Source organism: Leifsonia sp. TF02-11, from assembly GCF_017565305.1.
GTDB lineage: Bacteria > Actinomycetota > Actinomycetes > Actinomycetales > Microbacteriaceae > Leifsonia.
This window is the reverse complement of record NZ_JAGEKP010000006.1, coordinates 12103-36620: the sequence shown is the minus strand read 5'-3', so window position 1 is coordinate 36620 and position 24518 is coordinate 12103. Positions and strand designations below refer to the sequence as shown.

Here is a 24518-nt window from a genome sequence, read left to right as displayed (position 1 = left end):
TGATTTCCTTACTTATGGGGTTCGGTCGGAGTGTCAGCGGGTCTTCCGCCTGGTCGCCCAGACGTCGATGGCGACGGCGGTGACGATGAGGACGCCCTTGATCACGTCCTGCCAGTAGGCCGGGACGATCAGGATGTCGAGTCCGTTGTTGAGCGTCTGGATCAGGAGCAGCCCGAGTGCGGTTCCCCAGACGGTCCCGCGGCCGCCCATCAGGCTGGCCCCGCCGATGACGACAGCGGCGATCGCGTCGAGCTCGTAGCCCTGGCCGAGCGTCGGGGCACCGGAGATGACCCGTGACGAGAGCATGACGCCCGAGATCGCGGCCAGCACCCCGCTGACGGCGTAGACGCTGAACAGGACGCCCCTGGTCTTCACGCCCGCGATCTCCGCTGCCAGGCGGTTGCCGCCGACGGCGTAGACGCGCAGGCCGTACGAGGTGCGCTTCATGGCGAAGGCCAGCGCCAGGATGCCGACGATCATCAGGATGACGGGGACGGTCACGCCCAGGACCTTGGTGTTCGCGATCGCGCCGAAGTCGGCGGGCAGACCGTTGATCGGGGCACCGCCTCCGATGACGAACGCCACACCCGACGCGAGGGTCATCATGCCCAGAGTCGCGATGAAGGGGGGAACGTTGAGGCGGGCGACGACGAAGCCGTTGATGCATCCGGCGAGGAGCCCCGCTGCGACCGCCGCGGCGACGGCGACCCACAGCTGGCCGGGAAAGCTCTTGGCGACCAGTGCCGCCGTCATCCCGCTCGCGGCGATGACGGACCCGACCGAGAGGTCGATGCCGCCAGTGAGGATGACCAGCGTCTGACCGAGCGCGATGAGGGCGAACGGAGCGGCCGCGACGAGGATCGTCATCAGGTTGTCGACCGTGGCGAACCGGCTGGACTGGACGACGAAGAACACGATGATCGCCACCATGACCAGCACCATCGCGTAGCGGACGGCAAGGGTCGCGAGCAGGCCGGTGCGGGGCGTACGGACGGCGGAGGGGGAAGGAGTGTCGGTCATGGGTGCGTGCTTCCTGATGCGGTGGTCGAGAGTTGGCCGGACGCGAGGCGGAAGATCCTGTCCTGCGCGTCGCGACGGGAGAGGTCGTCCTTGTCGAGCTCGGCGGCGACGGCGCCGTCGGCGAGCACGAGCGCCCGATGGCTGAGGCTGAGGATCTCCGGGAGGTCCGAGGACGCCATGACGACCGCCATTCCGCGGGCGGCGAGCTCGACGATGAGTCCGTAGATCTCGCTGCGTGCGCCGATGTCGACTCCACGGGTGGGTTCGTCGAGAAGGAGCACATCGACCGCCTCGGTGAGCCAGCGGCCCAGGACGACCTTCTGCTGGTTTCCGCCCGAGAGGGTGCCGACCTCCTGCCCCAGGCCGTTGCTGCGCAGGGCGACGGAGCTCATCGCGGTTCGGATCGCCGTCCGGCGTCGTCGTGCCGCGATGACCCCGCCGCGGGTGAAGCCGCTGATGCGGGGAAGGGAGGCATTGTCGAGGATGCTGAGCGCGAGGACCGCGCCCGCCTCCTTGCGGTCTTCGGGAACGAGAGCCATTCCGGCCGCGATCGCCGCCTGCGGCGATCCGCCGGCCACCGCGACGCCCTTCACCCGGACGGTGCCCGACCTTCTGCGCACCCCGAAGAGCGCTTCGAGCAGTTCGGTGCGTCCCGCGCCGACGAGTCCGGCGAGCCCGAGGATCTCGCCGCGCCGTACCTCGAAGTCGAACGTGGAGTCGGACCCGGCCGATGCGAGCCCGTCGACCGCGAGCCCCTCGACCTCGAGCACGGTGACGGGGCTGATCGGCGGGAGATCGGGGAAGAGGGTGTCGAGTTCGCGCCCGATCATCGCGGTGACGATGTCGTCGTCGGTGAGCGCGTGCGCCGGCTCGTCGACGATCAGCCGCCCGTCGCGCAGGACGACCACACGGTCGGCGACCGCGCGGATCTCCTCCATCTTGTGCGTCGTGAACAGCAGGGAGACGCCGGCGTCGCGCAGGTTGCGCATCACCCGCAGCAGCTGCTCGACCTCGCGCCCGGAGATGGCGCTCGTCGGCTCGTCGAGCAGGATGACCGCTGCGCCCTGCGTCGTCGCCTTGATGATCTCGATGATCTGTCGCACGCCGACGGGGAGGCTGCCCATCCGCTCGGTCGGGGAGACGCCGAGGCCGAACTCGAGCAGCGCGGCCGATGCGTCCGCGATCATGGCCGCGCGGTCGAGCGTGCCGAAGCGGGTGCGTCGTTCGCGCCCCAGATAGAGGTTCTCGTAGACCGTCAGCTCCGGGATGGAGGCGAGCTCCTGTGGGACGATCGAGATTCCGCGGGCGATCGCCGCCTGCACGTTCCCGGCGGGCAGGTCCGTGCCGTGGCGTGAGACGGTCCCGCCGTCTGCGGGGTAGAGGCCGGAGATGATCTTCATCAGCGTGGACTTGCCCGCACCGTTCTCACCGGCGATCGCGGTGATGGTTCCGGGCCACAGCTCGAAGGCGACGCCGCGGAGGACGGGGATGCCGCCGAATGCCTTGGTGAGCCCCGCTGCTGTCAGTGCCGGTGTCCCGACCGGCCGGCTCAGCGCTGCGCCCATCACGGGGCCGATTCGTGGGCGACGGCGCGGTCGGGGACGACGATGGTCTTGATCGACGACGGGTCGCTCTGGGCCATCAGGAGGGCGGCCTCGACATCGGCGAGCCCCACGTGGCCGGTGACGAGGGGCGCGACGGCCACCTCCCCGCGAGCCACGAGGTCGATCGCGGTCGGCCACGTGTTCGCGTAGCGGTAGGTGCCGGTCAGTTCCAGCTCGCGGTTCTGGATCACCGCGATGGGGAGCTCGATGGTGTCGTTTCCCATGCCGACCAGCACGATGCGGCCTCCTCTGCGCAGGGTCGGGATCGCCTGGAGGATCGCGCGGGCGTTTCCGGATGCGTCGATGTACGAGTCGAAGTGCAGTTCGAGGTCGTCGAGATCCGTCTCCCGCGGATCGATCGTCGAGATCGCGCCCAGCGTCTCGGCGAATCGACGGCGCGATTCGACGGGGTCGCTGATGACGACCTCGCCGGCGCCGAAGGCCAGGGCGACCTGGGCCGTCAGCAACCCGATCGGTCCGGCACCGGTGATGAACACCCGGCTCGCTGCGGCGACCTGCGCTCGACGGCACGCGTGGACCGCGACGGACACCGGCTCGATCAGCGCGGCCTCGTCGGCGCTGAGGTTGTCGGGGACCTCGAACGCGAAGTCGTCCTGGATGACGGCGAACTCCGAGAAGGCGCCTTCGACGGGATAGGCGCCGTAGAACTCCATCGCGACGCAGAGGTTGTACTCGCCGCTCTTGCAGTGCCGGCACGCGCGGCACGGCCGCTGCGGCTCGATCGAGACGCGCCGACCGAGGCGATCCGGGTCGACGGCGTCGCCCACCGCCACGATCCGGCCGGCCGATTCGTGTCCGAGGATGATCGGTCCGTCGACCACGAGGTCGCCGATGTGGCCCTCGAGATAGAAGTGCGTGTCTGAGCCGCAGACCCCGACGGCCTCGATGCGCACGAGGACCTGGTCGGGTTCCAACGGCGGTATCGGCACGTCCTTCAGCTCGATGGTGCGGCGCGATGTGAGAACGCTGGCGGCCATCCTGGTCGGCGTTTCGGCGGGGGTGGACGTGGTCATTCGGTCCTCTCGATGCGGATTCGAGGCCTGATGAAGATAGCCCCGATGCTTACTATCATCAAAAATATAAACCACTAAACAGAAGAGATGTGACGGTGCTCATATGAGCGGCAAGCAGTTGGCTCCCGATGAGGCGGTCCGCCTCGCGTACGTGGGCAAGCGCTACTTCCTGGACTCCCGATCGCGCACGCAGATCGCCGAAGAGCTGAAGATCTCGCGCTTCGCGGTCGCCCGGCTGATCCGCAAGGCTCTGGACACCGGGATCGTCTCGATCAGCATTTCGGCTCCCGGTCCGGTGGATGCGGAGCTGTCGATCGCTCTGCGAGACCGTTTCGACCTCGACGACGCGTACGTGATCACCAGTGCGACGGAGGACGCCGACCATCTGCGCAGAGCGCTCGGGTCGATCGCGGCCGAGCTGCTCGCCGCCCGGATCGTCGACGGAGACAGGCTCGGGGTGAGCTCAGGCCGCACGCTCCTCGAGATGTCCCGAGCGATCGGCGCGATCGCCCTCTGCGATGTCGTCCAGCTCACGGGCGTCGCCGACCCGATGCGCGAGCACGGCACCGAGGCCGTTTCGACGCTGGCCCGGAGGTCGGGAGGGGCCGTCTACCGCCTTCCGGCCCCGCTCATCGTCACCGACGATGCGGCGGCGGCGACGATCGCACGTCAACCCGGGATCATGCAGAGCCTGGCACAGCTCGATCGCCTCACGTGCGCGGTGGTCACGATCGGAGCATGGCCAGAGGATTCACTGCTGCACGACAGTCTCGTTCCGACCGGCGAGGCGGCGGAGCTGATCGCGCGCGGGGTCGTCGCCGAGGTCGGCACGACGCTCCTGGACGCGGACGGGTGCGCCGTCGATGTCCTGGACGGGCGCATGATCGGCATCAGCGCCGACCAGCTCCGCGCCGCGCCGCACGTCATCGGCGTCGGAGGCGGCGCCGCCAAGCACGCGGCGATCGCGTCCGTGCTCCGCGCCGGCCTCCTGAGCGGCCTGGTCACCGACGCCGGGACGGCGCGCCACCTCCTCGAGGTCTGATTCGTCACGAATCCGCACTTTCGTGCCACGAATCCCGCGATTCGTGACGAATCTCCTGCGTCAGACGAGCGTGTCCTCCGCCTTCCCCTCGTGCTGTTCCGAGAAGTCCATCACCGGGGGACGGCGCCGGAAGCCGCGGGTGAGGATCGCCAGGTAGATCGCACCGGCCGCCATCCAGCTCAGGCCCACGATGAAGGTCGTCGCGGTCAGCGAGGTCCAGAGCCAGACCGTCAGCAGGAAGCCGATCGCCGGCAGGAGCCCGTAGCGCAGCCACTCCCGGGTCGACGGCGTGTTCCGGCCGCCCTTCGGGAAGAGGTGCGTGCGGATCACCGAGAGGTTCACCATCGAGAACGCGGCCAGCGCGCCGAACGAGATCATCGTCGCGGCGACGTCCAGCGTCAGCACCAGCGCCAGGAGCGAGACGATCGACACCGCGAGGGCCGCGACCCAGGGGGTGCGGAAGCGTTGGTGCAGCTTGCCGAAGATCGCCGGGAGCACCCGGTCGCGTCCCATCGCGTAGATGATGCGCGACACGCTCACCTGCGTCGTCATGCCCGATCCGAACGCGCCGACCACATAGACCGCGACGAAGAACGAGGTGAGGAAGCTGCCGCCCACCTTGGCCATCAGGTCGACGCCGGCCGAGTCCACGCTCTGGAACTCGTGCCAGTTCGGGAAGACCAGGGCGCCCAGCCAGGAGACGACGATGAAGATCGCGCCGCCCACGAGCGTGGTGAGCACGATCGCGCGCGGGATGTCGCGCCGGGGGTTCTTGGCTTCCTCCGACAGGGTGGAGACCGCGTCGAAGCCGAGGAAGGAGAGGGCGAGCACGGCGGCGCCTGCGAAGACGGGGCCGAGGCCGCCCTTGCCGGGCAGGAACGGCTCGATCAGGCTCGGCGTCGCCGCGGACGGGTTGGTGGTCAGCTCCTTGATCGCGAGGACGGCGAACACCACGACGAGCAGCACCGACAGTGCGACGATCGCGATGTTCAGCTTGTTGACCAGCGTGATGCCGAGCAGGTTGAACAGCAGCACCAGCAGCAGCGACGCGAGCGCGAACACCCACTGCGGCACCGCTGGGAACTGCGTGTTCAGGTAGATGCCGATCAACAGGAAGTTGATCATCGGCAGGAACAGATAGTCGAGCATCAGCGTCCAGCCGGTCAGGAAGCCGATGTGGCCGCCGAACGCCTGCTGCGTGTACGTGTAGGCCGAGCCGGACACCGGGTAGCGGCGCGCCATCGCGCCGTAGCTCAACGCTGTGAACAGCATCGCGACCAGCGCGACGACGTACGCGGACGGGAGGTGGTTGTCGGTCGTCTCCGTCACGATCCCGTAGGTCGTGAACACGGTGACGGGGGCCAGGTAGGTGAGCCCGAACAGCACGAGTGCGGTCGGGCCGAGCGCGCGCTTGAGATGCGGCTGGGCGGGCAGGTCGGTCGTGGTCATGTCTGCGTGCCTTCTCTTCGTCGAGGAGTTGCGTGGGTGGGTATGAGTTGGGTGGGTATCAGGGGGAGGTGGTCGGCTGGACAGGGGCGGGTTGCTGGATGGTGCGGTTCGTGTCGCTCATGGGGTGCGGCGCACGCCGGCGACCCAGGTGCCGAGCACGCGGATGCCGCGCAGGTCGTGCGGGGCGACGGCGCGCGGGTCGCGGTCGAGCCAGACGAGGTCGCGTCGGGCGTCGGCGAAAGCCTGGTGGGCGACGCCGGCCGAGTACGCGTTCAGCGCGTCCGGGAGGGCGATCCGCTCGGCCGGGGTCCAGCCGTCCGCGGGGACGCCGGCCGCGGTCCGCCGGGTCACGGCGGTTGCCACGCCCGGGCGCCAGTCGTTGTCGCTGACCGGCCAGTCGCTGCCGAACGAGATCCGCGCCGAGTCGTGCAGGGTGCGGATCGGGTACTGGAGGAGCTCGCGCTCCGGGCCGAGTCGCGGCAGCGTCAGGTCGAGCATCATCGGGTCGAGCTGGGCCCACAGCGGCTCGAAGTTCGCGATCGCGCCCAGCCGGGCGAAGCGCGGCAGGTCGGCGGGGTCGGCCAGCTGCACGTGCGCGATGACGGGACGGCGGTCTCGCGGACCGTTCTGCTCCTCGACCTGCTCGAACACGTCGAGGGCGATGCGACAGGCGGCGTCGCCGATCGCGTGGAAGTGCAGCTGGAAGCCGAGCCGGTCGAAGGTCGCGGCCGCGGTGGCGAGCTCTGCGGCATCCCAGTTGACCATGCCGCGGTCGCCGGGGACGTCGGTGTAGTCGTCGAGCAGCGCCGCCGTGTGGTTCTCGACCACGCCGTCGACGAAGACCTTGACGGTCGCGGCGGTGAGCAGCGGGTCGTTCAGCTCCTCCACGCGACGGCGGGCCTCCACGAACGCGGGGACCTGGTCGCGCCAGCGCAGCGGGTCGGCACGCAGGGCGAGATTGACCCGGGTGGCGAGGTGGCCGCGGACGGAGGCGTCGAGATAGGCCTCGACCTCGGCCGGCTCGACCCAGGCATCCTGGATCCACGCGATCCCGAGCGAGGCGTACTCCTCGGTCGCGAGCCGCAGCGCCTCGACGCGCTCGTGGTGGGGGCGCCCCGGCTCGACCGGCAGCAGCAGGTCGACCGCTCCCGGCTCCTGGAGGATGCCGAGCGGGCTGCCGTCCTCGCGGCGCGGGATGCGTCCGAGCGGCGGCTCTGGAGTGTCGGCGTCGATGCCGGCGCGGTGCAGGGCCTCCGAGTTGACCCAGACGGTGTGATAGTCCCAGGCGCGGAGTACGACCGGACGGTCGGGGACGGCCTCGTCGAGCCAGCGGGCGTCGAACATACCGTCGGGGGCGAGCGTCGCGTCGTAGCTGGCGCCGTAGATCCACTCCTGCTCGGGGTGCTCGTCGGCCCAGCGCTTGACGCACGCGACGATCTCGGCGACGCTGGCGCAGGCGCGCACCTGGGGTCCGAGCTTCTCCAGGCCGCCCTGCAGCGGGTGGGCGTGGCCGTCGCCGAACGCCGGGGCGAGCACGCCTCCGGCGAGATCGACGACACCCTCGGCGTCACCGCGGAGCGCCTCGGCCTCCGGTCCGGTCGCGATCCACTTTCCATCTCCGTCGATCGCGAGTGCCGTCGTCGCCGCGGCGTCCGCTCCGTACCCGTCGAGGATCGTCCCGTTCAGGAACACCGTCGCGCCCATCCCACCTCCGTGTGGTCAACAAAATGAATGACGTTCTTTTATTTCGTCAGATACTAGGGTGTGAACGTGCCCCAGGGGAAGAGCAGCGGCGGAATCGATCGACCGGCACGTCGCGTCGGCCGCCCGACCACGACCGTGCTGACCCGCTCGCTGATCGCCGAGGCCGCGCTCCGGCTGCTCGACGAGAGCGGCGCGGACGGCTTCACGATGTCCCGGCTCGCTCAGGCCCTCCGGGTGCGGCCCAGCGCCCTCTACAACCACGTCGACGGCAAGGAAGACGTGATCGCCGGTGTCCGCGAACTCATCAGCGACCGGATCGACGTGAGCGCGTTCGCGACGGAGCCGTGGGACGAAGCGATGCTGCACTGGGCGTACTCGTACCGGGTCGCGTTCGCGACGCACCCGCCGACGATCGCGCTCCTCGCCACGCTGCCGGTCAGGGGAGCGCGCCGCACGATGCGCATGTACGACACGGTCGTCGCTGCGATGGTGCGGGCGGGCTGGCCGGAGGAGGAGGTGCTGCCGACGATCGTCGCGGTCGAGTCGTTCATCCTCGGCTCCGCGCTCGACGCGGTCGCCCCCGGCGACATGTTCGACCCGGCGGGAGAGGAGGCGTCGATTCCGGCGTTCGCCTCCGCCTACGCTGCACGAGCGGCTGCGATCGGAGACGCACCCCCGGCTGACGGAGCTTTCGCGGTCGGACTGCACGCGATCCTGGACGGGCTGCGCGCCCGATTCGGTGAAATCACCGCGGGGCGCTGAGGCGGGCCAGGCTTCAACCGTGTTGCGAGCGCGCCCATCGGCGCCAGTCCTTGGTTACCCGTGCTCGACGAGAAGGAATGTCTATCAGATCCGCAGCCTCCTCGGTGAGGCCTCTGACGCCGCGAATGTTCTTCACGATGGTGGCCCAACGGAGGTAACCGATGTCGTCCACGCGGCGCAGATGAACAAGCACCGAGGCAGAGAGCTGTGTGGACTGCACAATTCGTTGCCCACGAATGTCGCTCAGCACCAGGTGGGCGACCATCAGTGCTTTCGCCGCCGCATCCTCGCGACCCCAGAGCGCCGCATGTATGCCCTTCTGCAACTGCCTCACTGAGAAGTCCGGCCTGGTCCCGTCCCTCTTCATGACGGTTTCGGGTCTCCACTCCATGCGACGAGGCGCGGGCAGGCTGGGTGCACCGGGTTCCCCGAGGCGGCCCCGTTGCGGGCGGGGACTGATTCCCGGGTAGCGCTGGCGAACCCAGGACATCACGGACGTCGCGTCGGCCCACCCCTCACGGTTGTCGTTACGACCGTGGATCGCCATCGCATAGAGCAACTCGGCGACGCGAAACGACCCTCCGTCTCCACTCCGCAGTTCCTCCTCCACGGCGTTCGAAATCGTCGTGTCGGGGATCGCCCCGACTATCGACGTTTGGCGACGGAACTCCTCAGCCGTCAAATGCGTGCGGGTGGTCGGCAGCTCGCGATCAATACGCAGGATCACTCGGCCCACCAGCGCCTCGATGGCGTCAACATCGAGGGGGCCCTTCTTCTTGAAGAGAATGGCGTAGATGTCGTTTCGCAGCGTCGTCCTGCTGAACGGATCCGACGCCAGCTGACCGTCGCTGGACCGCCGCACCGCGAAAGCGCTCAGGTCCGGAGCGTTCGGTGTCTCCGTGGTACGGAAGCTGTGATCAAGCCGGCACCGGCGAAGCCGGTGGACCTCCGACTCAGGCGGTCTTCTCCGGGTGTTGAGGACTTCGGTCGGTTCACCGCAAACGATGCAGGGCATGCCCAGGTTCTTCGTCGTCCGATCAATTGTGTCACCCATAGCCATGATGATCCCGGCCTGGCCGTCGATTGGCTACCTGTAGCCGCGTGGAACAAGAAGCGGCCTCCGGCTGCGGAGACTATGTCCACCAAAAGCGGGACACGGCACAGTGGACGTGTCGGCACGTGAACGCAGGATTGGGAGGTATCTCCTTCAGGTGCCGACGACGCCACCACCATCCTCTGCTCGATCAACACCCCGAACGACAGCCGCGGCTCAGAACACGGTGATTCGACCCGCGCTTGCGCGGTCGAGGCGGCGTGAACGCGGTCCCACAGGAACGAAGCCATGGAGGGAAATAGACAATGACTCAAACGGAAACGACACCACCGGCCTGGAGGAAAGTCCGCGTCAAGGCGGCTATCGTCGCAGCGGCTCTCGTGCTCGGAGGCGTGGCGCTCATCGGACCGCCAGCTCAAGCCGGCACAATCGTCGGCGGGATAAGCGTGCAGACATACTGCCGAGCGCACTACGGCTCAACCGCTAACGCCGTAGTCCGGTACAACACGGTCTACGGGTGGTGGTGCGCAACACCGTCAGGAGACCGGGGCTTCTATGCCGAGCAGGCGTGCCTCCAGCAATACCCGCAGTACAAGGGTAGGGTGCACGCCGCGTACGCCGACTACCACAACCCCTACACCTGGTTCTGCTACAGCTACTGAGCGCGCACGGGCAGCTGAATCGCCGATCGAAGAAATAGCGAAGGCCCCGACTTCCGCGTAATCATGCGGATCTCGGGGCCTTCGTCATCGAGGAAGATGGCGGAGACCGGGGATTCGAACTCCCGAAGGGGTTGCACACGACACGCTTTCCAGTTCGCCGAGATCGCGGCAAGCCGGACGATCACCCGGCTCGGAGGCTTCCGGCGCAGACCGCGAACCCGAGATCTCGCAAGCACCCTGTGCTTGCAGCCGCCTGTGCTCGTAGTCGCCCACGGTGCCCAGCGCAACGGATTTCAGTACTTTCGTCGCCCTCTGGCGATTCATTCGCTCGGGAGACGCGAGCTGACCGACGCGAGCGCCGGCGGGCGGATCGGCTGCTTCGCGAGGCGCGTCTTCACCAGGTGGCGGGATGCACGAAATCCGCCGCGGGCCTGCCCAGCCATTGCGTGAGCCGCATGGTGAGGTCCATGTCCGCGAGGCGCGCGGTACGCAGGTTCGTCAGGCGGCTCGGGGTGCATCCCTGCTGCTCGGCCAGGCCTGCCCAGGTGAGCCCGCGGTCACGCCGCTGCTCGTTGACGGCGTCGTAGAGCGCCGGTAGATCCCACCGCAGACGCGCATCGGTCCCGACGGCAGGCAGGCGTGTGTCTCCGACTGATCGGCTCTGTCCGAACAGGAAATCCTCGGGTGACCGCCCCAACCATTGCAGCAGCATCAGCGCGTACTGGCACGACATCGAGCCGCGTCTCACCGTGCGCACGAGCGCACCCGGGCACACGGCATTGTCATTCAGCGCGGCTCTCAGCCGGCCCGACTGCTCGGTCAACTCCTCCGCCACAGCCGGCCAGCGCAACCCGAGCTCGGCCCGGTGGGCGTCCAACTCGGCTACGAGCGCGCCTCCGTCGAAAACAGGAGCGGTTGGCATGCGTGAAGTAAAGCACCCGCTGTCGGTTCCGGGTAGAGCCGAAGCGCACGCAGTGCGGTCAGGACGTGACGATGCGGAGGAACGAGGCCGCCAGCGTGCCGTCTGCCTCGTAGCTGTAGGGCTGGGCGCTCGAGAAGACGGTGTGGTCGCCCTGGCGGAGGAGAACGGCACCGCCCGCGCCGAGGCGCAACCGCACCGCGCCTGCAACGACGACGACGATCTCGTGCCATCCGGCTGGGTCGGGGTCGGCGTCGTAGCACTCGCCCGGCGCGAGTCGCCAACTCAGCACCTGTACCTCCGAGCGGGCGGCGACGGCGCCCACGAGCCGGCCGATGCTCGTGGTGTCGGTGCCGCGCCACACCGCGACGTCGAGCTCCGCCGGGGCGGCGTGCTCTTCAGAACCTGTGTGGGCCACGACGAGGTCGGTGAAGGTCGCGCCGAGCGCGCCGGCGAGCCGGTCGAGGGCGACGAGGCTGACGTTCGTCTCGCCGGCCTCCAGGTTGATGATGGTGCGGCGGCTGATCCCCGATGCGTTCGCGAGCGCCTCCTGGCTCATCGAGCGGTCGCGGCGCAGGCGGCGGAGGCTGTCCCCGAGATGGGTCAGCACGCTGGTGTCGCCGGGTTGCATGTGCATTATTCTGCACCATAGGATGTGCATTATGTTGCACATCGGGAGTCGTGTCCGGTTCTCCGTGAGCCGGTATGAGCTCGCGTTGATCGCGATCACGGCGCTGTGGGGGACCACGTTCCTGGTCGTCCACCTGGCGATGGCGCACACCGGTCCCTGGTTCTTCGTCGGGGTGCGGTTCGCCATGGCCGGGCTGGTGAGCGTGGCGGTGTTCCACCGCTCGCTTGTGCGCATCCGGTGGCGCGAGCTCGGCGCGGGCGCGGCCATCGGGGCGGCGATCGCCCTCGGTTACGGACTCCAGACCGCTGGGCTGGCGACGATCCCGAGCAGCACGTCCGCATTCATCACCGCGTTCTACGTTCCTCTGGTTCCGCTGCTGCAATGGCTGGTGCTGCGTCGGCCGCCGCGGCGCATGACTCTCGTGGGTGTCGGCTTCGCGTTCATCGGGCTGCTGTTCATCGCCGGGCCTTCGGCGTTCACCGTCGGACTCGGTCCCGGCGAGATCGCGACCCTGGTGAGCACCGTGCCGATCGCGGCGGAGATCATCCTGATCAGTGCGTTCGCCTCCCGTGTCGACGCCCGAGGTGTGACGATCGTGCAGCTTCTCGCCGCCGGCGTGATCGGTTTCGTCGCGATGCCCCTCACCGGCGAGGCAGCGCCCGCGCCCTCGTGGGACTGGCTGATCCCCGCACTGGCACTCGGCATCGCGAGCTGCCTGATCCAGCTCACCATGAACTGGGCGCAGCGGCACGTCTCTCCCACCCGCGCGACGATCATCTACTCGGGCGAACCGGTCTGGGGCGGCATCGTCGGGCGGCTGGCGGGCGACCGCATGCCACTGACCACGATCGTCGGCGCCGTCCTCGTGGTGGCCGGCGTGCTCGTCAGCGAGCTGCGCGGTCGCCGGGCGGGGGCGGTGGAGGAGAAGCGCGTGCCGGTGGCGGCGGAGTAGCAGGGGTTGATAATCCGCCCTGCGGGATCCCGCGGCGCCTCTGGAAAACTGGCGGAGAATGGGGGATTCGAACCCCCGAGGGCTTGCACCCAACACGCTTTCCAAGCGTGCGCCATAGGCCACTAGGCGAATTCTCCTGGGTTGCCTTCGCCTTGCGGGCGACGGCTCACAATATCTTAGCGGACGCCGGAGGTGCCGTTGTGCACGGCCTCCCAGACGGACCCGCTAGACTGGTTCGCGGCTCCCCACGTGGCGCCATCCAGGCCAACTCCCCCAGGGCGGAAACGCAGCAAGGGTAACCGGGCTCTGGCGGGTGCGTGGGGGGTCTTTTTCGTGTCCGGGGTGCCGTGGTCCGTGTTCAGGAGAGGATGGGTCGCGCCGCGTAGAGTGTGGGCAGCACAGCAGCTTCCCATCACCCTCCAGACTGTTCTACGCTTTGTAGAATGACACTCCGACGAGTCGAGGTGCGCGCATGACCGAGCAGGTATCCGTGGAGCACGGGATCGCCGAGCTGGCGTCCGAGGCGTATGTCGTCGGCTTCCCGCTCGTGTTCGATCTCGAGCAGGTCGACCGGTTTACGCGCGACGGGCTCGGGGCCGTGCCGCCGACACCGTACAACGCATTCGGTCACGCCCGCACGCTCGCCGGCCCGGAGACCGAGTTCGTGTCGGTCAACAACGACACCGTCTACTCCATCGCGCAGCTCGACCTGGGCGTCGGGCCGCTGCTGCTCGAGGTGCCCGCCGTCGGCGACCGCTACTACGTGCTGCAGTTCATCGACGCGTGGACGAACAACTTCGCCTATGTCGGCACGCGCGCGACCGGCTCCGACGCCGGCCGCTTCCTGCTGGTTCCCCCGGAGTGGGAGGCCGGTGGCCCCCACCACGGTGAAAGCGAAGTCGGCGCGACCGTTGTCCGGTTCCCCACCCGGATCGGCACCATCGTCGGTCGCTGGGCCGTCTCGGGGGAGGACGACCTCCCCGCCGTGCACGCCCTGCAGGACGCGCTGACGCTGACGCCGACCCGCGAGTCGCTTGCGCCCGCTGCCGGGGTCCCGGAGGTCGCGCCGAGCCCGAGCGAGGCGCTCACCTTCTTCGAGCGGATGCGCGTGTGGTCGCAGGCCTTCCCGCCCGCCGAGCACGACGGGCGCACGCTCGCGACCTACGAGCCGCTCGGCCTCACCGGCACGACGCCGGTCGGCGGGCTTCCCGCGGAGGTGCGCGCGGCGCTCGAGGAGGGCTACGCCGTCGGCAAGCAGGCGCTGGAGTCCTCACTGCACACCGCCATCCCGCTCGTCGACGGCTGGCAGGTCAACCTCCACGTCTTCGACTACAACGTCGACTTCTTCGAGGTGGGCGCCCTCGACAGCCCAGCCTGGAAGCTGACCGACCCGACGACCCGGTACGCGCACCGCGCGGCGGCGGCGCTCGGTGGCCTCTGGGGCAACCACGGCTACGAAGCCGCGTACTTCCCGACCTACGTCGACGCGGACGGGGAGGCCCTCACCGGTGAGCACGAGTACCGCCTGCGGCTGCAGCCCACCCCTCCGGTCGGCGCTTTCTGGTCGGTCACGATGTACGACCTCCCGCAGTACTACCTCGTCGACAACGCGATCGGGCGCTACTCGCTGGGCGACCGCACCTCGGGGATCGTGTACGACGCCGACGGCGGCCTCACGATCACGATGAGCGCCGCGCGCCCGACCGACGACACCGCTGCGGCCAACTGGCTTCCCGCCCCGCACGGCACGTTCCGGCCGCTGCTTCGGCTGTACTCGCCCGGTCCGGCCGTGCTCGACGGCAGCTACCGGCTCTCGCCGATCGTGCGGGTCGCGACCGAAGACCCGCGCAGCTCCGACGACCCCGAAGACACCACACCGCCGATCGACGAGGAGACCCGCTGACCGTGGCCCGTTCGCTCTACATCACCTCCGCGGAGGGGCACACCGGCAAGTCCACCGTCGCCCTCGGCGTGCTCGAATCGCTGCGGCACTCGGTCGGCCGCGTCGCCGTGTTCCGGCCGATCGCGCGGTCGGCCGTCGAACGCGACTACGTGCTGGAGCTCCTGCTCGACCGGGTGAGCACCGACCTCAGCTACGAGGAGGCCATCGGCGTCACCTATGAGGACGTGCACGCCGACGCCGACGCCGCCCTGGGCGAGATCGTCCGGCGGTTCCGGGCGGTGGAGGCGCGCAGCGACGCGGTGGTCATCCTCGGCTCGGACTACACCGATGTCGGCAGCCCGACCGAGCTCGGCTACAACGCGAGGATCGCCGCGAACCTCGGCGCACCCGTGCTGCTGGTGCTGGGCGGCCGCATCGGCCAGGGCTTCGGCGAGCGGCTCGGCCAGGCCGACCCGCGCTCGCCGGAAGAGCTTCGCCAGCTGGCCGAGCTCGCCCTCGCCGAGCTGCGCGAGGAGCACGCCGGCGTGCTGGCGGTCGTCGCCAACCGGGCCGACGCCGAGCGCCTCGACGAGATCGTGGCGGCCGTCGGCGAGGCGGTTGCCGGCGCCGGCCCTGCGGTCGCGTCGGGGCCGGAGCTACCGCCGGTGTGGGCGATCCCGGAGGACGCCTTCCTGGTGGCGCCCAGCATCCGCTCCATCATGGAGGTCACCGGAGCGACCCTGATCGGTGGCGAGGAGGGGCTGCTGGCGCGCGAGGCGCTCGGCGTCGTCGTCGCCGGCATGTCGATGGACAACGTCCTGCCGCGCCTGGTGGAGGGCGCTGTCGTGGTGGTGCCGGGCGACCGCACCGAGGTGCTGCTCGCCGTGCTGATGGCGAACTCCTCCGGCACGTTCCCGTCCATCGCCGGCATCGTGCTGAACGGCGGTTTCGACCTGCCGGAACCGATCGAGCGCCTGCTCGCGGGCCTGCGCTCGCCGCTGCCGATCGTGCGGACCAACCTGGACACCTACGAGACCGTCGTGCGCATCACGCACGCCCGCGGCCGGCTGGCCGCCGACTCGCAGCGCAAGTACGACACCGCGCTTGCGCTCTTCGAGCGGTTCGTGGACGCGGACAGGCTGCTGGCGCTGCTCGACGTGTCGCGGCACCAGGTCGTGACGCCGCTCATGTTCGAGTACGACCTCATCGAGCGCGCCCGCGCCGCCGACAAGCACATCGTGCTGCCGGAGGGCGACGACGACAGGATCCTGCGCGCGGCGGCGACGCTCCTGGCGCGCGGGGTCGCCCGCCTGACGATCCTCGGCGAGCCGTTCGAGGTACGGTCGCGGGCGATCGAGCTCGGCCTCGACCTCAGCAGAGCGGAGGTGCTCAGCCCGTTCGACGACGTGCTGCGACTGCGCTTCGCGAACGAGTACGCCAAGCTGCGCACGCACAAGGGCATCACGGTCGACCAGGCCGCCGACACCGTCACCGACGCCTCCTACTTCGGCACGATGATGGTGCACCTCGGCCTCGCCGACGGCATGGTCTCCGGGGCGGCGCACACGACGGCGCACACCATCCGGCCCGCCTTCGAGATCATCAAGACCCGCCCCGGTGTGTCCGTCGTGTCCAGCGTCTTCCTGATGGCGCTGGCCGACCGGGTGCTCGTCTACGGCGACTGCGCCGTCGTGCCCGACCCGACGGCCGAGCAGCTGGCCGACATCGCGGTCTCCTCCGCGCGCACGGCCGAGCAGTTCGGGATCGAGCCGCGCGTGGCGATGCTGTCGTACTCGACAGGCGACTCGGGAGCGGGTGCCGACGTCGACAAGGTGCGCACGGCGACTGAGCTGGTGCGCGAGCGCGAGCCGCAGCTCGCCGTCGCCGGCCCGATCCAGTACGACGCGGCCGCCGATGTCGCCGTCGGGGCGGCCAAGATGCCGGGCTCGGAGGTCGCCGGACGCGCGACGGTGTTCATCTTCCCCGACCTCAACACCGGCAACAACACCTACAAGGCGGTGCAGCGGAGCGCGGGCGCGGTCGCGATCGGCCCGGTGCTGCAAGGCCTCCGCAAGCCGATCAACGATCTCTCCCGCGGCGCGACCGTCGACGACATCGTCGACACGGTCGCCATCACGGCCATTCAGGCGGCGCTCTCATGAGCGCGGTGCTGGTGGTCAACAGCGGCTCTTCGTCGCTCAAGTACCAGCTGATCGACGCGGGGAGCGAGGAAGCGCTGGCCTCCGGGCTGATCGAGCGCATCGGCGAGCCGTCCGGGCACATCCGGCACACGGGACAGAGGGGCAAGTGGGAGACCACGCTCGCCATCCCGGATCACACCGCGGCGTTCCGTGTGATGCTCGACGCGTTCGAGTCGGAGGGGCCGAGCCTCGACGACCATCCGCTCGCCGCGGTCGGGCACCGGGTGGTGCACGGCGGCAAGCGCTTCTTCGAGCCGACCATCGTGACGCCGCTGGTCGAGATCAACATCGAAGACCTCGCCGACCTCGCGCCGCTGCACAACCCCGCCAACCTGCAGGGCATCCGGGCGGCGAAGGCGGCCTTCCCCGACGTGCAGCACGTCGCCGTCTTCGACACCGCCTTCCACCAGACCCTCGCGCCGGAGGCCTACACCTACGCGATCGACGCGGCCCTCGCCGAGCGGCACCGGGTGCGCAGGTACGGCTTCCACGGGACGTCGCACAAGTACGTGTCCGGGGCGGCGGCGGAGTTCCTGGGCCGCCCGCTCGGCGAGCTGAAGCAGATCGTCCTCCACCTCGGCAACGGCGCGTCCGCGTGTGCGGTCGACGGAGGGAGGTCGATCGACACCTCGATGGGAATGACGCCCCTGGAGGGGCTCGTGATGGGCACCCGCTCCGGCGACCTCGACCCCGCTGTCCTGGTGCACCTGGCTCGGCGTGCAGGGCTCGGGATCGACGACCTCGACGAGCTGCTCAACCGGCGCAGCGGCCTGCTCGGGCTGTCCGGACATGGTGACATGCGCGACGTGCGGCACGCCGCGGAGTCGGGGGATGCCGCCGCACGGCTGGCGCTCGACACGACGGTGCACCGGCTCAAGCACTACATCGGCGCATACACCGCGCTGCTCGGCGGCCTGGACGTCCTGACTTTCACGGCGGGCATCGGCGAGAACGACGGGAGGCTGCGCGCCGAGGTCTGCGCCGGCCTGGAGGCACTGGGCATCCGGCTCGACCCGGAGCGCAACGGGGCCGCGTCGAGGGAGGCCAGGCGGATCTCCGCCGACGACTCCCGGGTGACCGTGCTCGTCGTCCCCACCGACGAGGAGCTCGAGATCGCCCGCCAGTCCCTGCAGGCGGTCGGCGCGGGCTGAGCTGGCGGGTGCGGCATGCGGCGGCGCGGCGACGGTGCCGGGCGGGTCGGACGGACCACCCGGGTGGCCGCACTGCGCACCGCGCTGGCGACAGCCGTCGTCGCCGGACTCGCGCTCGTCGCGGCCCTGAGCGGGTGCGCCGCCGCCGCGGCCCCGACCGGACCGCGGTTCGTCACTCCGCCGCTGATCAGGTTCAGCTCGGTGCTCTGGCCCGTGCCGCTGCAGCTCGTCGGGGCGCAGCCCGGCGCCCGGCTGCGGATCACGGCCTCCCTCACCTCGTCGCGCGGCACCTGGACGTCGGGCGCCACGTACGAGGTCGGCGGTGACGGGACGATCGACTTCGCCCACGACCGGCCGCAGCTCGCCCCGTTCACGCAGCCCGACTCCGCCGGCCTGTTCTGGTCGCTGCGCGGCCCGTCGCTCGGGCCGGAGGCGCTCGTGCAGCAGTGGATGCGCGACACGAGCCCGGTGACGCTGACCGCGTCCGACGGGGATCGCATCGTCGCCCGCCGCACCTTCGAGCTCCAGGGTCTCGCCAGCACCTCGCACACCGCCGCGGTCTACACGCACGATCTCGCTCCGGAGGGCGTCGGCAGCCAGCCGCCGCCCCACGAGACGCACGAGGACGAGCAGATCGGCACCTTCTGGAGCGCCGCCTCCGTCGAACGGCCGACCGGGCCCGCCGTGCTGATGTTCGACGACCCGTCGCCCGGCGCATCGTCGGCGTTCACGGCCCCGGTGCTCTCGCAGTTCGGGGCGTCCGTGTTCGTCATCCCCGTCAGCTCTTCCGACGGCGTGCACGTCTCGACCGTGATCGACAGCGGCACGGTCGCGGCGGTGCTGGACTGGCTCGACCACCGGACCGGTGTCGATGCCCGGCATGTCTTCGCCTTCGGCACGGGCGCGGCCGAGCAGCTCGCCGTGTGGGCGGCCACGATGTTCCCGCGGCAGCTGCACGGGGTGTTCGCCGGAGGGGGCGCGTCAGCACTGCTGTGCCTGGCGGGATCGAGCGCCTCACCGGTCTTCGCCGGGAGCGTCGGGCTGTCGTGCGAGCGCGAGCCCGGCCCGGCGACGACGCCTCCGTCGATCCAGGAGGTCGCCGGACCCGTGGTACTGGCCTGCGGCCGCGACGACGAGGTGTTCCCTCCCGCCTGCGACGACCTCCGCTCGCTCGCGCACACCCGCACGCTGCGCGCCGGCGACCAGCTGCTGGTCGGTTCGGGCGCGGCGCACGCCGTGACCGTCCCGCCCGGCCTCCCGATCGCGTTGCCGTCCGCGCGCGGCCCGTCCGGGGCGGACGCGGAGTCGACCCAGGCCGCGCGGATCGCGTTCTGGAACGCCGTGGGGCAGCAACTGCTGCGGGCGGTGCTCTCGTGAACGGGCGCGCCCGACGTCGTGGCCTCACGGGCGCGGCAGCGGCCGTGCTCGCCATCGGCGCACTCTCCGGCTGCGTGGCGGCGCCGGCCGGCGGCGCTCAGATCGTCGTCGCGCAGTTCGGCAACGCGACGGCCGATCCCGTCGTCATCTCGGTGACCGGGCTGCGGCCGGGGCAGGACGTCGTGTTGTCCGCGACGGCGACGACGCTCGCGGGGGAGTGGAGGTCGCGGGCCCTGTACGCGGTGCCGCCGACCGGCATCGTCGACACCGCCTCCCAGCAGCCGATCACCGCCCCCTTCGTCCGCCCGGACGCCGCGGCCCTGCTCTGGAGCATGAGCGGTCCCTCGGTGAGCCAGGGAGACCTGGAGCGCGCGTGGGCCGAGGGGCCGGTCCGCATCGAGCTGACCGCCCAGCAGCAGGGGGTGGAGGTCGCGACGACGGAGCTGCAGCGCTCGCCGCTGGCCGCGCAGAGCGTCGAGCGCGACGTCAGCGTGGCCGATCTCTCGAGCGACGCCGGAGCGGGCGACGCCGTCCCGCCCGCGAACGGCCCCGGCCTGCGGGTCGGGACCCTGTACACGCCGTTGCCGACGCTGGTCCATCCGCGGCCGGCCGTGCTGCTCATCGACGGGGACGATGATGCGGCCTCCGGGGCGTTCGCCGCGCGCAGGATCGCGGCGATCGGCTTTCCCGTGCTGACGCTGCCCGCGTTCGGGCCGGAGGGGCAGCTCCCCGGTTCGGCGGCGCTCTCCGTGCAGACCTTCGATGCCGCGCGCGCCTGGCTGGCGCGGCGGCCGGGGGTCGACCCCCGGCGCATCGTCGTCTACGGAACGGGGCCGGCCGCTCCGCTGGCGCTGTGGTTCGCGGTGGCCGAACGCGGGGCGGTCTACGGCGCCATCGCCGCCGGCGGCCCGACGGCCGAGCTGTGCGCGTCGATATCCGGTGCGCCGTCCCTGCTCGACGACGGCAGACCGGTCCCGTGCGCCGACCCCGACCGGCCCATCGCCGACACGCCCATCCTGCCGCTCGACCGCATCCCCGGACCGCTGCTGCTGGCCTGCGGGACGGCGGACGAGCTGTTGCCGAGCGCCTGCGAGTGGCTCGGCGCGGGAGCCGCAGCGCGCGGGCCGCGCGCCGCGGGTGAGACGCTCGTCGCCGACGGCTCGGCGGACGAAGTGAGCGCGCCTCCGGTGATCCCCGTCGGCCTGAACGACCTCCCGCCGCAGGTCGCGCAGGCGACGGAGGACGCGCGCGTGGCATTCTGGTCGCGGGTGACCGCCCTGCTGGAGGGAGCGATCGGGCCGTGAACACTGCGCGGGTCCGCACTGCAGGCCGCCGCGTCCTCGCGGCGCTGGCCGGCGTCGCCCTCACGGCGGCCGTCCTGACCGGCTGCGGCGCACCGTCGGGCGCCACGGGGCCGCGTTTCCAGCTCGGCGAGAACCCCAGCCCGGTCTGGCAGCCCGTCGGCATCCGGATCGTCGCGCTCCCTCCCGGCCAGCGGGTCACCGTCCACGCCGCGCTGCGCCCCGGAGGCATCTGGACCTCGCAGGCCGTCTACGCCGTTCCGGCCGACGGCGTCGTCGACCTGGCCAGGGACGTGCCGTTGGAGGCGCCGTTCACCGGCGCGGACGGGATGGGACTGTTCTGGACCCTGCGGAGCGCGACCGGCGAGCCGGCGACCTCCGACGTGATGTGGGGCGGCTCGTCGTTCTCCGTCGACCTCCAGGCCTCCATCGGCGGCCGCCCGGTCGCCGAGACGCGCGTGCAGCGCACCGGGCTCAGCCTGGCGGCGCCCGCCCGCGCGATCTTCGACGACGGGATCACGGGCGACTACTTCCAGCCCACTAGTTCCGCGGAGGGCGTGCGCCCCGGCATCATCGTGTTCGACGGCACCGATCCCGGTGAGCAGTCCGGGGTGCTCACCTCGGCGACGCTCGCCGCGCTCGGCTTCCCCACGCTCGACCTGTCGACGTACGGCTCGGTGGGGGAGTCCGCGCCGCTCCACAGCCTGCCGGCCGAGACCTTCCTCACGGCACTGGGCTGGCTGCGGTCGCAACCCGGAGTGGACGACCAGCACATCTTCACCTTCGGCACCTCGCGCGGCGCGCAGCTCGCGCTCTGGGCGGCGGCCGCCTACCCGGGAACGGTGTACGGGGCGATCGCGCCGGGAGGCACGACCGGCCTGATCTGCCCGTCGCCGGTGCCGAGCCCCGCCGTGACGGTCGACGGCGCCTGGGTGCCCTGCACGACGGGGACCCACGACCCGGTCCCGGCCGCCGTGCTCGACATCGAGCGCATCCCGGGCCCGGTGGTCCTCGGCTGCGCCGGACGGGACGAAGAGCTCACGAACGGGTGCGCCTGGCTCGACGCCGCCGCGAGAAAGCGCCCGCCCCGGGAAGGCGACTCCTACCTGCGCGCACCGCGCGCGACGCACCTGTTCTACCTGCCGCCGTACACGCCGCTGCTGCTGCCGGAGCCGCCTGCCGCACAGTCGACCGAGCGGGCGAGGGAGGCCCTGTGGGCGGACATCCTCACTGCTCTCACGGCGCCGTCGTCGGTCCCGGGACACTGAGGCGGAATGTCGGCGGCGCCAAGTAGCATGTGTGGGTGGTAACCGCTCTGTATCGCCGATATCGGCCCGACACCTTCGCCGAGATGATCGGCCAGTCGCAGGTGACGGAGCCGCTGATGACGGCGCTGCGCACCAACCGGGTCAACCACGCCTATCTGTTCTCGGGCCCCCGCGGGTGCGGCAAGACGACGTCGGCGCGCATCCTCGCCCGCTGCCTCAACTGCGCTGAGGGGCCGACCGACACCCCCTGCGGAAAGTGCGCGAGCTGCGTCGAGCTCAGCCGCGACGGGGCCGGGTCGCTCGACGTCGTCGAGATCGACGCCGCCAGCCACAACGGCGTGGACGACGCCAGAGACATCCGCGAGCGGGCCATCTTCGCCCCAGCCCGCGACCGCTACAAGATCTTCATCCTCGACGAGGCGCACATGGTCACGCCGCAGGGCTTCAACGCCCTGCTGAAGATCGTGGAGGAGCCGCCGGAGCACGTGAAGTTCATCTTCGCGACCACCGAGCCCGAGAAGGTCATCGGCACGATCCGGTCGCGCACCCACCACTACCCGTTCCGCCTGGTGCCGCCCGCTCAGATGCTCGAGTACGTGCAGGGGTTGTGCGACAGCGAGGGCATGACGGTCGCGCCGGGAGTCCTGCCGCTCGTCGTGCGAGCGGGAGGCGGCTCGCCGCGCGACACGCTCTCGCTCCTCGACCAGCTGATGGCAGGGTCGGAGGGCAGCGTGATCGAGTACGAGCGTGCGGTCGCGCTCCTCGGCTACACCCACGCCGCCCTCCTCGACGAGGTGATCGACGCCATCGCCGCGCGCGACGCCGCCGGCGCGTTCGCCGCCGTCGACCGCGTCATCCAGACCGGGCAGGACCCTCGCCGGTTCGTCGACGACCTCCTGGAGCGGCTGCGCGATCTGATCGTGGTCGCCGCGACGAGCGTCGAGGGCGCAGCGGCCGTGCTGCGCGGCGTCCCGCAAGACGAGCTCGACCGGATGGGCGTGCAGGCGATGAAGTTCGGAGCGGCCGAGCTCAGCCGCTCCGCCGACATCGTCAACGCGGCGCTCACCGAGATGACCGGGGCGACCTCGCCGCGCCTTCACCTCGAGCTGATGATCGCGCGAGTGCTTGTGCCGTCGAGCGACGAGACCGAGCGCGGCGCGCTGGCGCGCGTGGAGCGTCTCGAGCGCCGCATCGGCGTCAGCGACGCGAGCGGGCCGGACGAGGTGCGTCCGGAGTCGCGGGGCACGGCCGCTGCGCCTGCTCCGGCCCCTGCGGCCGCGCGCGCGGCCGCTCCTGCTCCGTCGGCTCCTGTTGCTGCTCCTGCTGCTCCGGCTGTTCGTGAGGCCTCGGTCCCCGCGTCGTCCGAGGCGGCTGCGCCGGCACCGGTCGTCGCGGACCCTCCCGCTCCGACGCCGGAGGCTCCCGCAGCCACGGTGTCCGAGCCGTCCGCACCTCCGGCCGCGGAGGAGCCGGCACCCGCTGCCCCCGCCGCGCCGGCGCCCATCGGAGCGGTGACGACGCAGCAGGTGAAAGACTCCTGGCCGCAGATCCTCGACGCGGTCCAGCGCGCCAAGCGCAGTGCCTGGATGGTCGTGTTCACCGCCCAGGTGCGCTCGCTGAACGACGACGTGCTCACGCTCTCGTTCCCCAGCGACAACGATGTGCAGAGCTTCCGCCAACCCCAGTCGCCGGGCGGTCAGGGCGTGAGCGAGTACCTGCGCCAGGCGATCATCGACATCCTGGGCATCCGGGTCAAGTTCATCGCGCGTGCCGACGGCGCGCCCTCCGGTGGTGCGCCGTCGCGGCCGAGTGGGGGTGCTCCCTCCGCCCCGGAGGCGCCGACCTGGCCGGGCGCCGACGGCGCGTCCGCGCCCGAGCGTCCCGCTTCGTCGACCCCCGCGGCGAACGCGCCGTCGGGGGCGGCCACGTCAGCCGCGGCGCCTGCGTCGTCAGCGGCTCCTGCGTCGTCCGCGGCGCCCACGTTGGCCGCGGCGTCGACCGGGGCGCCTTCGGCACCATCCGCCGCCGTCACGGAATGGGCAACGGTCGCCATCCCGGCTTCCGCGCCCGCGGCCGTCGCCACCCTGGAGCGGCCGCAGACCGATGTCGAGCGCCAGGCCGCACCCGCCGCGGGGTCATCGATGTCGCCCTCGCCGTCCACGTCCCCGGACGACGTGCCGCCGGACGACCTGGAGGCTCCGGAGGAGACCGAGCCTCCCTACGAGTCCGAGGTGCCGGAAGAGCCGGCCGGCGACTGGGCTGCCGCCCCGGCCGAGGGCGCCGCGGCATCCGCGCGGCCGCCGGCGGCCGCACCGCACCGCCCCGCCGCACCGACAGGTCCCGCCGCTGAGCGCCCGGCACCCGAGCGTTCCGCGCCGGCCGCCGGGTCGCGTACGCCGACGTTCCAGGCGCCGCAGCGGTACGGCGAGGCCGTGGTACGGGAGATCCTCGGGGCGACGTTCCTCGAGGAGCAGCCGGCGCCGCCGTCGCCGGGGATGAGGTAGC

Annotated in this window: 19 protein-coding genes, 1 tRNA gene and 1 other RNA gene; 12 read left to right on the top strand and 9 right to left on the bottom strand. The window is 70.8% G+C overall.

Annotated features, from left to right (window positions below):
* Positions 1–33 precede the first annotated feature (33 nt).
* Genes JNB50_RS09980 through JNB50_RS09970 form a run of 3 tightly spaced genes read right to left on the bottom strand, consistent with a single transcriptional unit; the run spans position 34 to position 3658 of the window.
* On the bottom strand, positions 34–1020 hold the full coding sequence (locus tag JNB50_RS09980; RefSeq protein ID WP_208039981.1) for an ABC transporter permease: 987 nt from the start codon (positions 1018–1020) through the stop codon (positions 34–36).
* A complete protein-coding gene (locus JNB50_RS09975) occupies positions 1017–2585 on the bottom strand; it encodes a sugar ABC transporter ATP-binding protein (RefSeq protein ID WP_208040043.1) in 1569 nt (522 codons plus the stop codon). The genes JNB50_RS09980 and JNB50_RS09975 overlap by 4 nt, the downstream gene beginning before the upstream one ends.
* Positions 2585–3658, bottom strand: coding sequence for an NAD(P)-dependent alcohol dehydrogenase (locus tag JNB50_RS09970; RefSeq protein ID WP_208039980.1), 1074 nt, complete (start codon positions 3656–3658; stop codon positions 2585–2587). Before JNB50_RS09970 ends, JNB50_RS09975 begins: the two co-directional genes overlap by 1 nt.
* Positions 3659–3761: 103 nt before the next feature.
* Here JNB50_RS09970 and JNB50_RS09965 point away from each other — a divergent pair, with 103 nt between their 5' ends.
* On the top strand, positions 3762–4700 hold the full coding sequence (locus JNB50_RS09965; RefSeq protein WP_208039979.1) for a sugar-binding transcriptional regulator: 939 nt from the start codon (positions 3762–3764) through the stop codon (positions 4698–4700).
* 60 nt (positions 4701–4760) lie between these two features.
* Here JNB50_RS09965 and JNB50_RS09960 read toward each other — a convergent pair whose 3' ends face one another.
* The gene (locus JNB50_RS09960; protein WP_208039978.1) at positions 4761–6149 is read right to left on the bottom strand and encodes an APC family permease; all 1389 of its coding nucleotides are present in this window, start codon (positions 6147–6149) and stop codon (positions 4761–4763) included.
* A 117-nt stretch (positions 6150–6266) separates the two neighbouring features.
* Entirely contained in the window at positions 6267–7853 is a 1587-nt protein-coding gene (locus JNB50_RS09955) for an amidohydrolase (RefSeq protein ID WP_208039977.1), read from the bottom strand.
* A gap of 66 nt (positions 7854–7919) precedes the next feature.
* On the opposite strand from JNB50_RS09955, the gene JNB50_RS09950 reads away from it, so the two are divergent.
* Positions 7920–8615, top strand: coding sequence for a TetR/AcrR family transcriptional regulator C-terminal domain-containing protein (locus JNB50_RS09950; protein ID WP_307794678.1), 696 nt, complete (start codon positions 7920–7922; stop codon positions 8613–8615).
* 13 nt (positions 8616–8628) lie between these two features.
* Here JNB50_RS09950 and JNB50_RS09945 read toward each other — a convergent pair whose 3' ends face one another.
* The gene (locus tag JNB50_RS09945; RefSeq protein ID WP_208039975.1) at positions 8629–9669 is read right to left on the bottom strand and encodes an ATP cone domain-containing protein; all 1041 of its coding nucleotides are present in this window, start codon (positions 9667–9669) and stop codon (positions 8629–8631) included.
* 305 nt (positions 9670–9974) lie between these two features.
* Between JNB50_RS09945 and JNB50_RS09940 the strand changes: the two genes are divergently transcribed.
* A complete protein-coding gene (locus tag JNB50_RS09940) occupies positions 9975–10331 on the top strand; it encodes a hypothetical protein (protein WP_208039974.1) in 357 nt (118 codons plus the stop codon).
* A 394-nt stretch (positions 10332–10725) separates the two neighbouring features.
* On the opposite strand, the gene JNB50_RS09935 is transcribed toward JNB50_RS09940, so the two are convergent.
* Together JNB50_RS09935 and JNB50_RS09930 are read right to left on the bottom strand one after the other, a co-directional pair.
* On the bottom strand, positions 10726–11253 hold the full coding sequence (locus JNB50_RS09935) for a hypothetical protein (protein WP_208039973.1): 528 nt from the start codon (positions 11251–11253) through the stop codon (positions 10726–10728).
* A gap of 58 nt (positions 11254–11311) precedes the next feature.
* Entirely contained in the window at positions 11312–11881 is a 570-nt protein-coding gene (locus JNB50_RS09930; RefSeq protein WP_243768327.1) for an XRE family transcriptional regulator, read from the bottom strand.
* Positions 11882–11912: 31 nt separating this feature from the next.
* On the opposite strand from JNB50_RS09930, the gene JNB50_RS09925 reads away from it, so the two are divergent.
* On the top strand, positions 11913–12833 hold the full coding sequence (locus tag JNB50_RS09925; protein ID WP_208039971.1) for a DMT family transporter: 921 nt from the start codon (positions 11913–11915) through the stop codon (positions 12831–12833).
* Between the two features lie 49 nt (positions 12834–12882).
* Here the strand turns inward: JNB50_RS09925 and JNB50_RS09920 are convergent.
* Positions 12883–12970: transfer RNA gene (locus tag JNB50_RS09920), tRNA-Ser, on the bottom strand.
* Between the two features lie 99 nt (positions 12971–13069).
* Here JNB50_RS09920 and ffs point away from each other — a divergent pair.
* The 8 genes from ffs to JNB50_RS09880 all read left to right on the top strand — a co-directional run bounded on the left by ffs (position 13070) and on the right by JNB50_RS09880 (position 24517).
* Positions 13070–13166, top strand: an RNA gene (ffs, locus tag JNB50_RS09915) — signal recognition particle sRNA small type.
* A gap of 139 nt (positions 13167–13305) precedes the next feature.
* Positions 13306–14736 carry a DUF1254 domain-containing protein gene (locus JNB50_RS09910; RefSeq protein ID WP_208039970.1) on the top strand — a complete coding sequence of 477 codons (1431 nt, stop codon included), beginning with the start codon at positions 13306–13308 and terminating at the stop codon, positions 14734–14736.
* Between the two features lie 2 nt (positions 14737–14738).
* Entirely contained in the window at positions 14739–16877 is a 2139-nt protein-coding gene (pta, locus tag JNB50_RS09905; protein ID WP_208039969.1) for a phosphate acetyltransferase, read from the top strand.
* Complete coding sequence (locus JNB50_RS09900; RefSeq protein WP_208039968.1) at positions 16874–18067, top strand: acetate/propionate family kinase; 1194 nt, start codon at positions 16874–16876, stop codon at positions 18065–18067. The genes pta and JNB50_RS09900 overlap by 4 nt, the downstream gene beginning before the upstream one ends.
* A gap of 63 nt (positions 18068–18130) precedes the next feature.
* Positions 18131–19444 (top strand): acyl-CoA thioesterase/BAAT N-terminal domain-containing protein, encoded by a 1314-nt coding sequence (locus JNB50_RS09895; RefSeq protein ID WP_307794677.1) that lies wholly within the window; start codon positions 18131–18133, stop codon positions 19442–19444.
* Positions 19441–20748, top strand: coding sequence for an acyl-CoA thioesterase/BAAT N-terminal domain-containing protein (locus JNB50_RS09890; protein WP_208039966.1), 1308 nt, complete (start codon positions 19441–19443; stop codon positions 20746–20748). Before JNB50_RS09895 ends, JNB50_RS09890 begins: the two co-directional genes overlap by 4 nt.
* Complete coding sequence (locus JNB50_RS09885; RefSeq protein WP_307794676.1) at positions 20745–22013, top strand: acyl-CoA thioesterase/BAAT N-terminal domain-containing protein; 1269 nt, start codon at positions 20745–20747, stop codon at positions 22011–22013. The genes JNB50_RS09890 and JNB50_RS09885 overlap by 4 nt, the downstream gene beginning before the upstream one ends.
* A 35-nt stretch (positions 22014–22048) precedes the next feature.
* Complete coding sequence (locus JNB50_RS09880; RefSeq protein WP_208039965.1) at positions 22049–24517, top strand: DNA polymerase III subunit gamma and tau; 2469 nt, start codon at positions 22049–22051, stop codon at positions 24515–24517.
* The last annotated feature ends 1 nt before the right edge of the window (position 24518 follow it).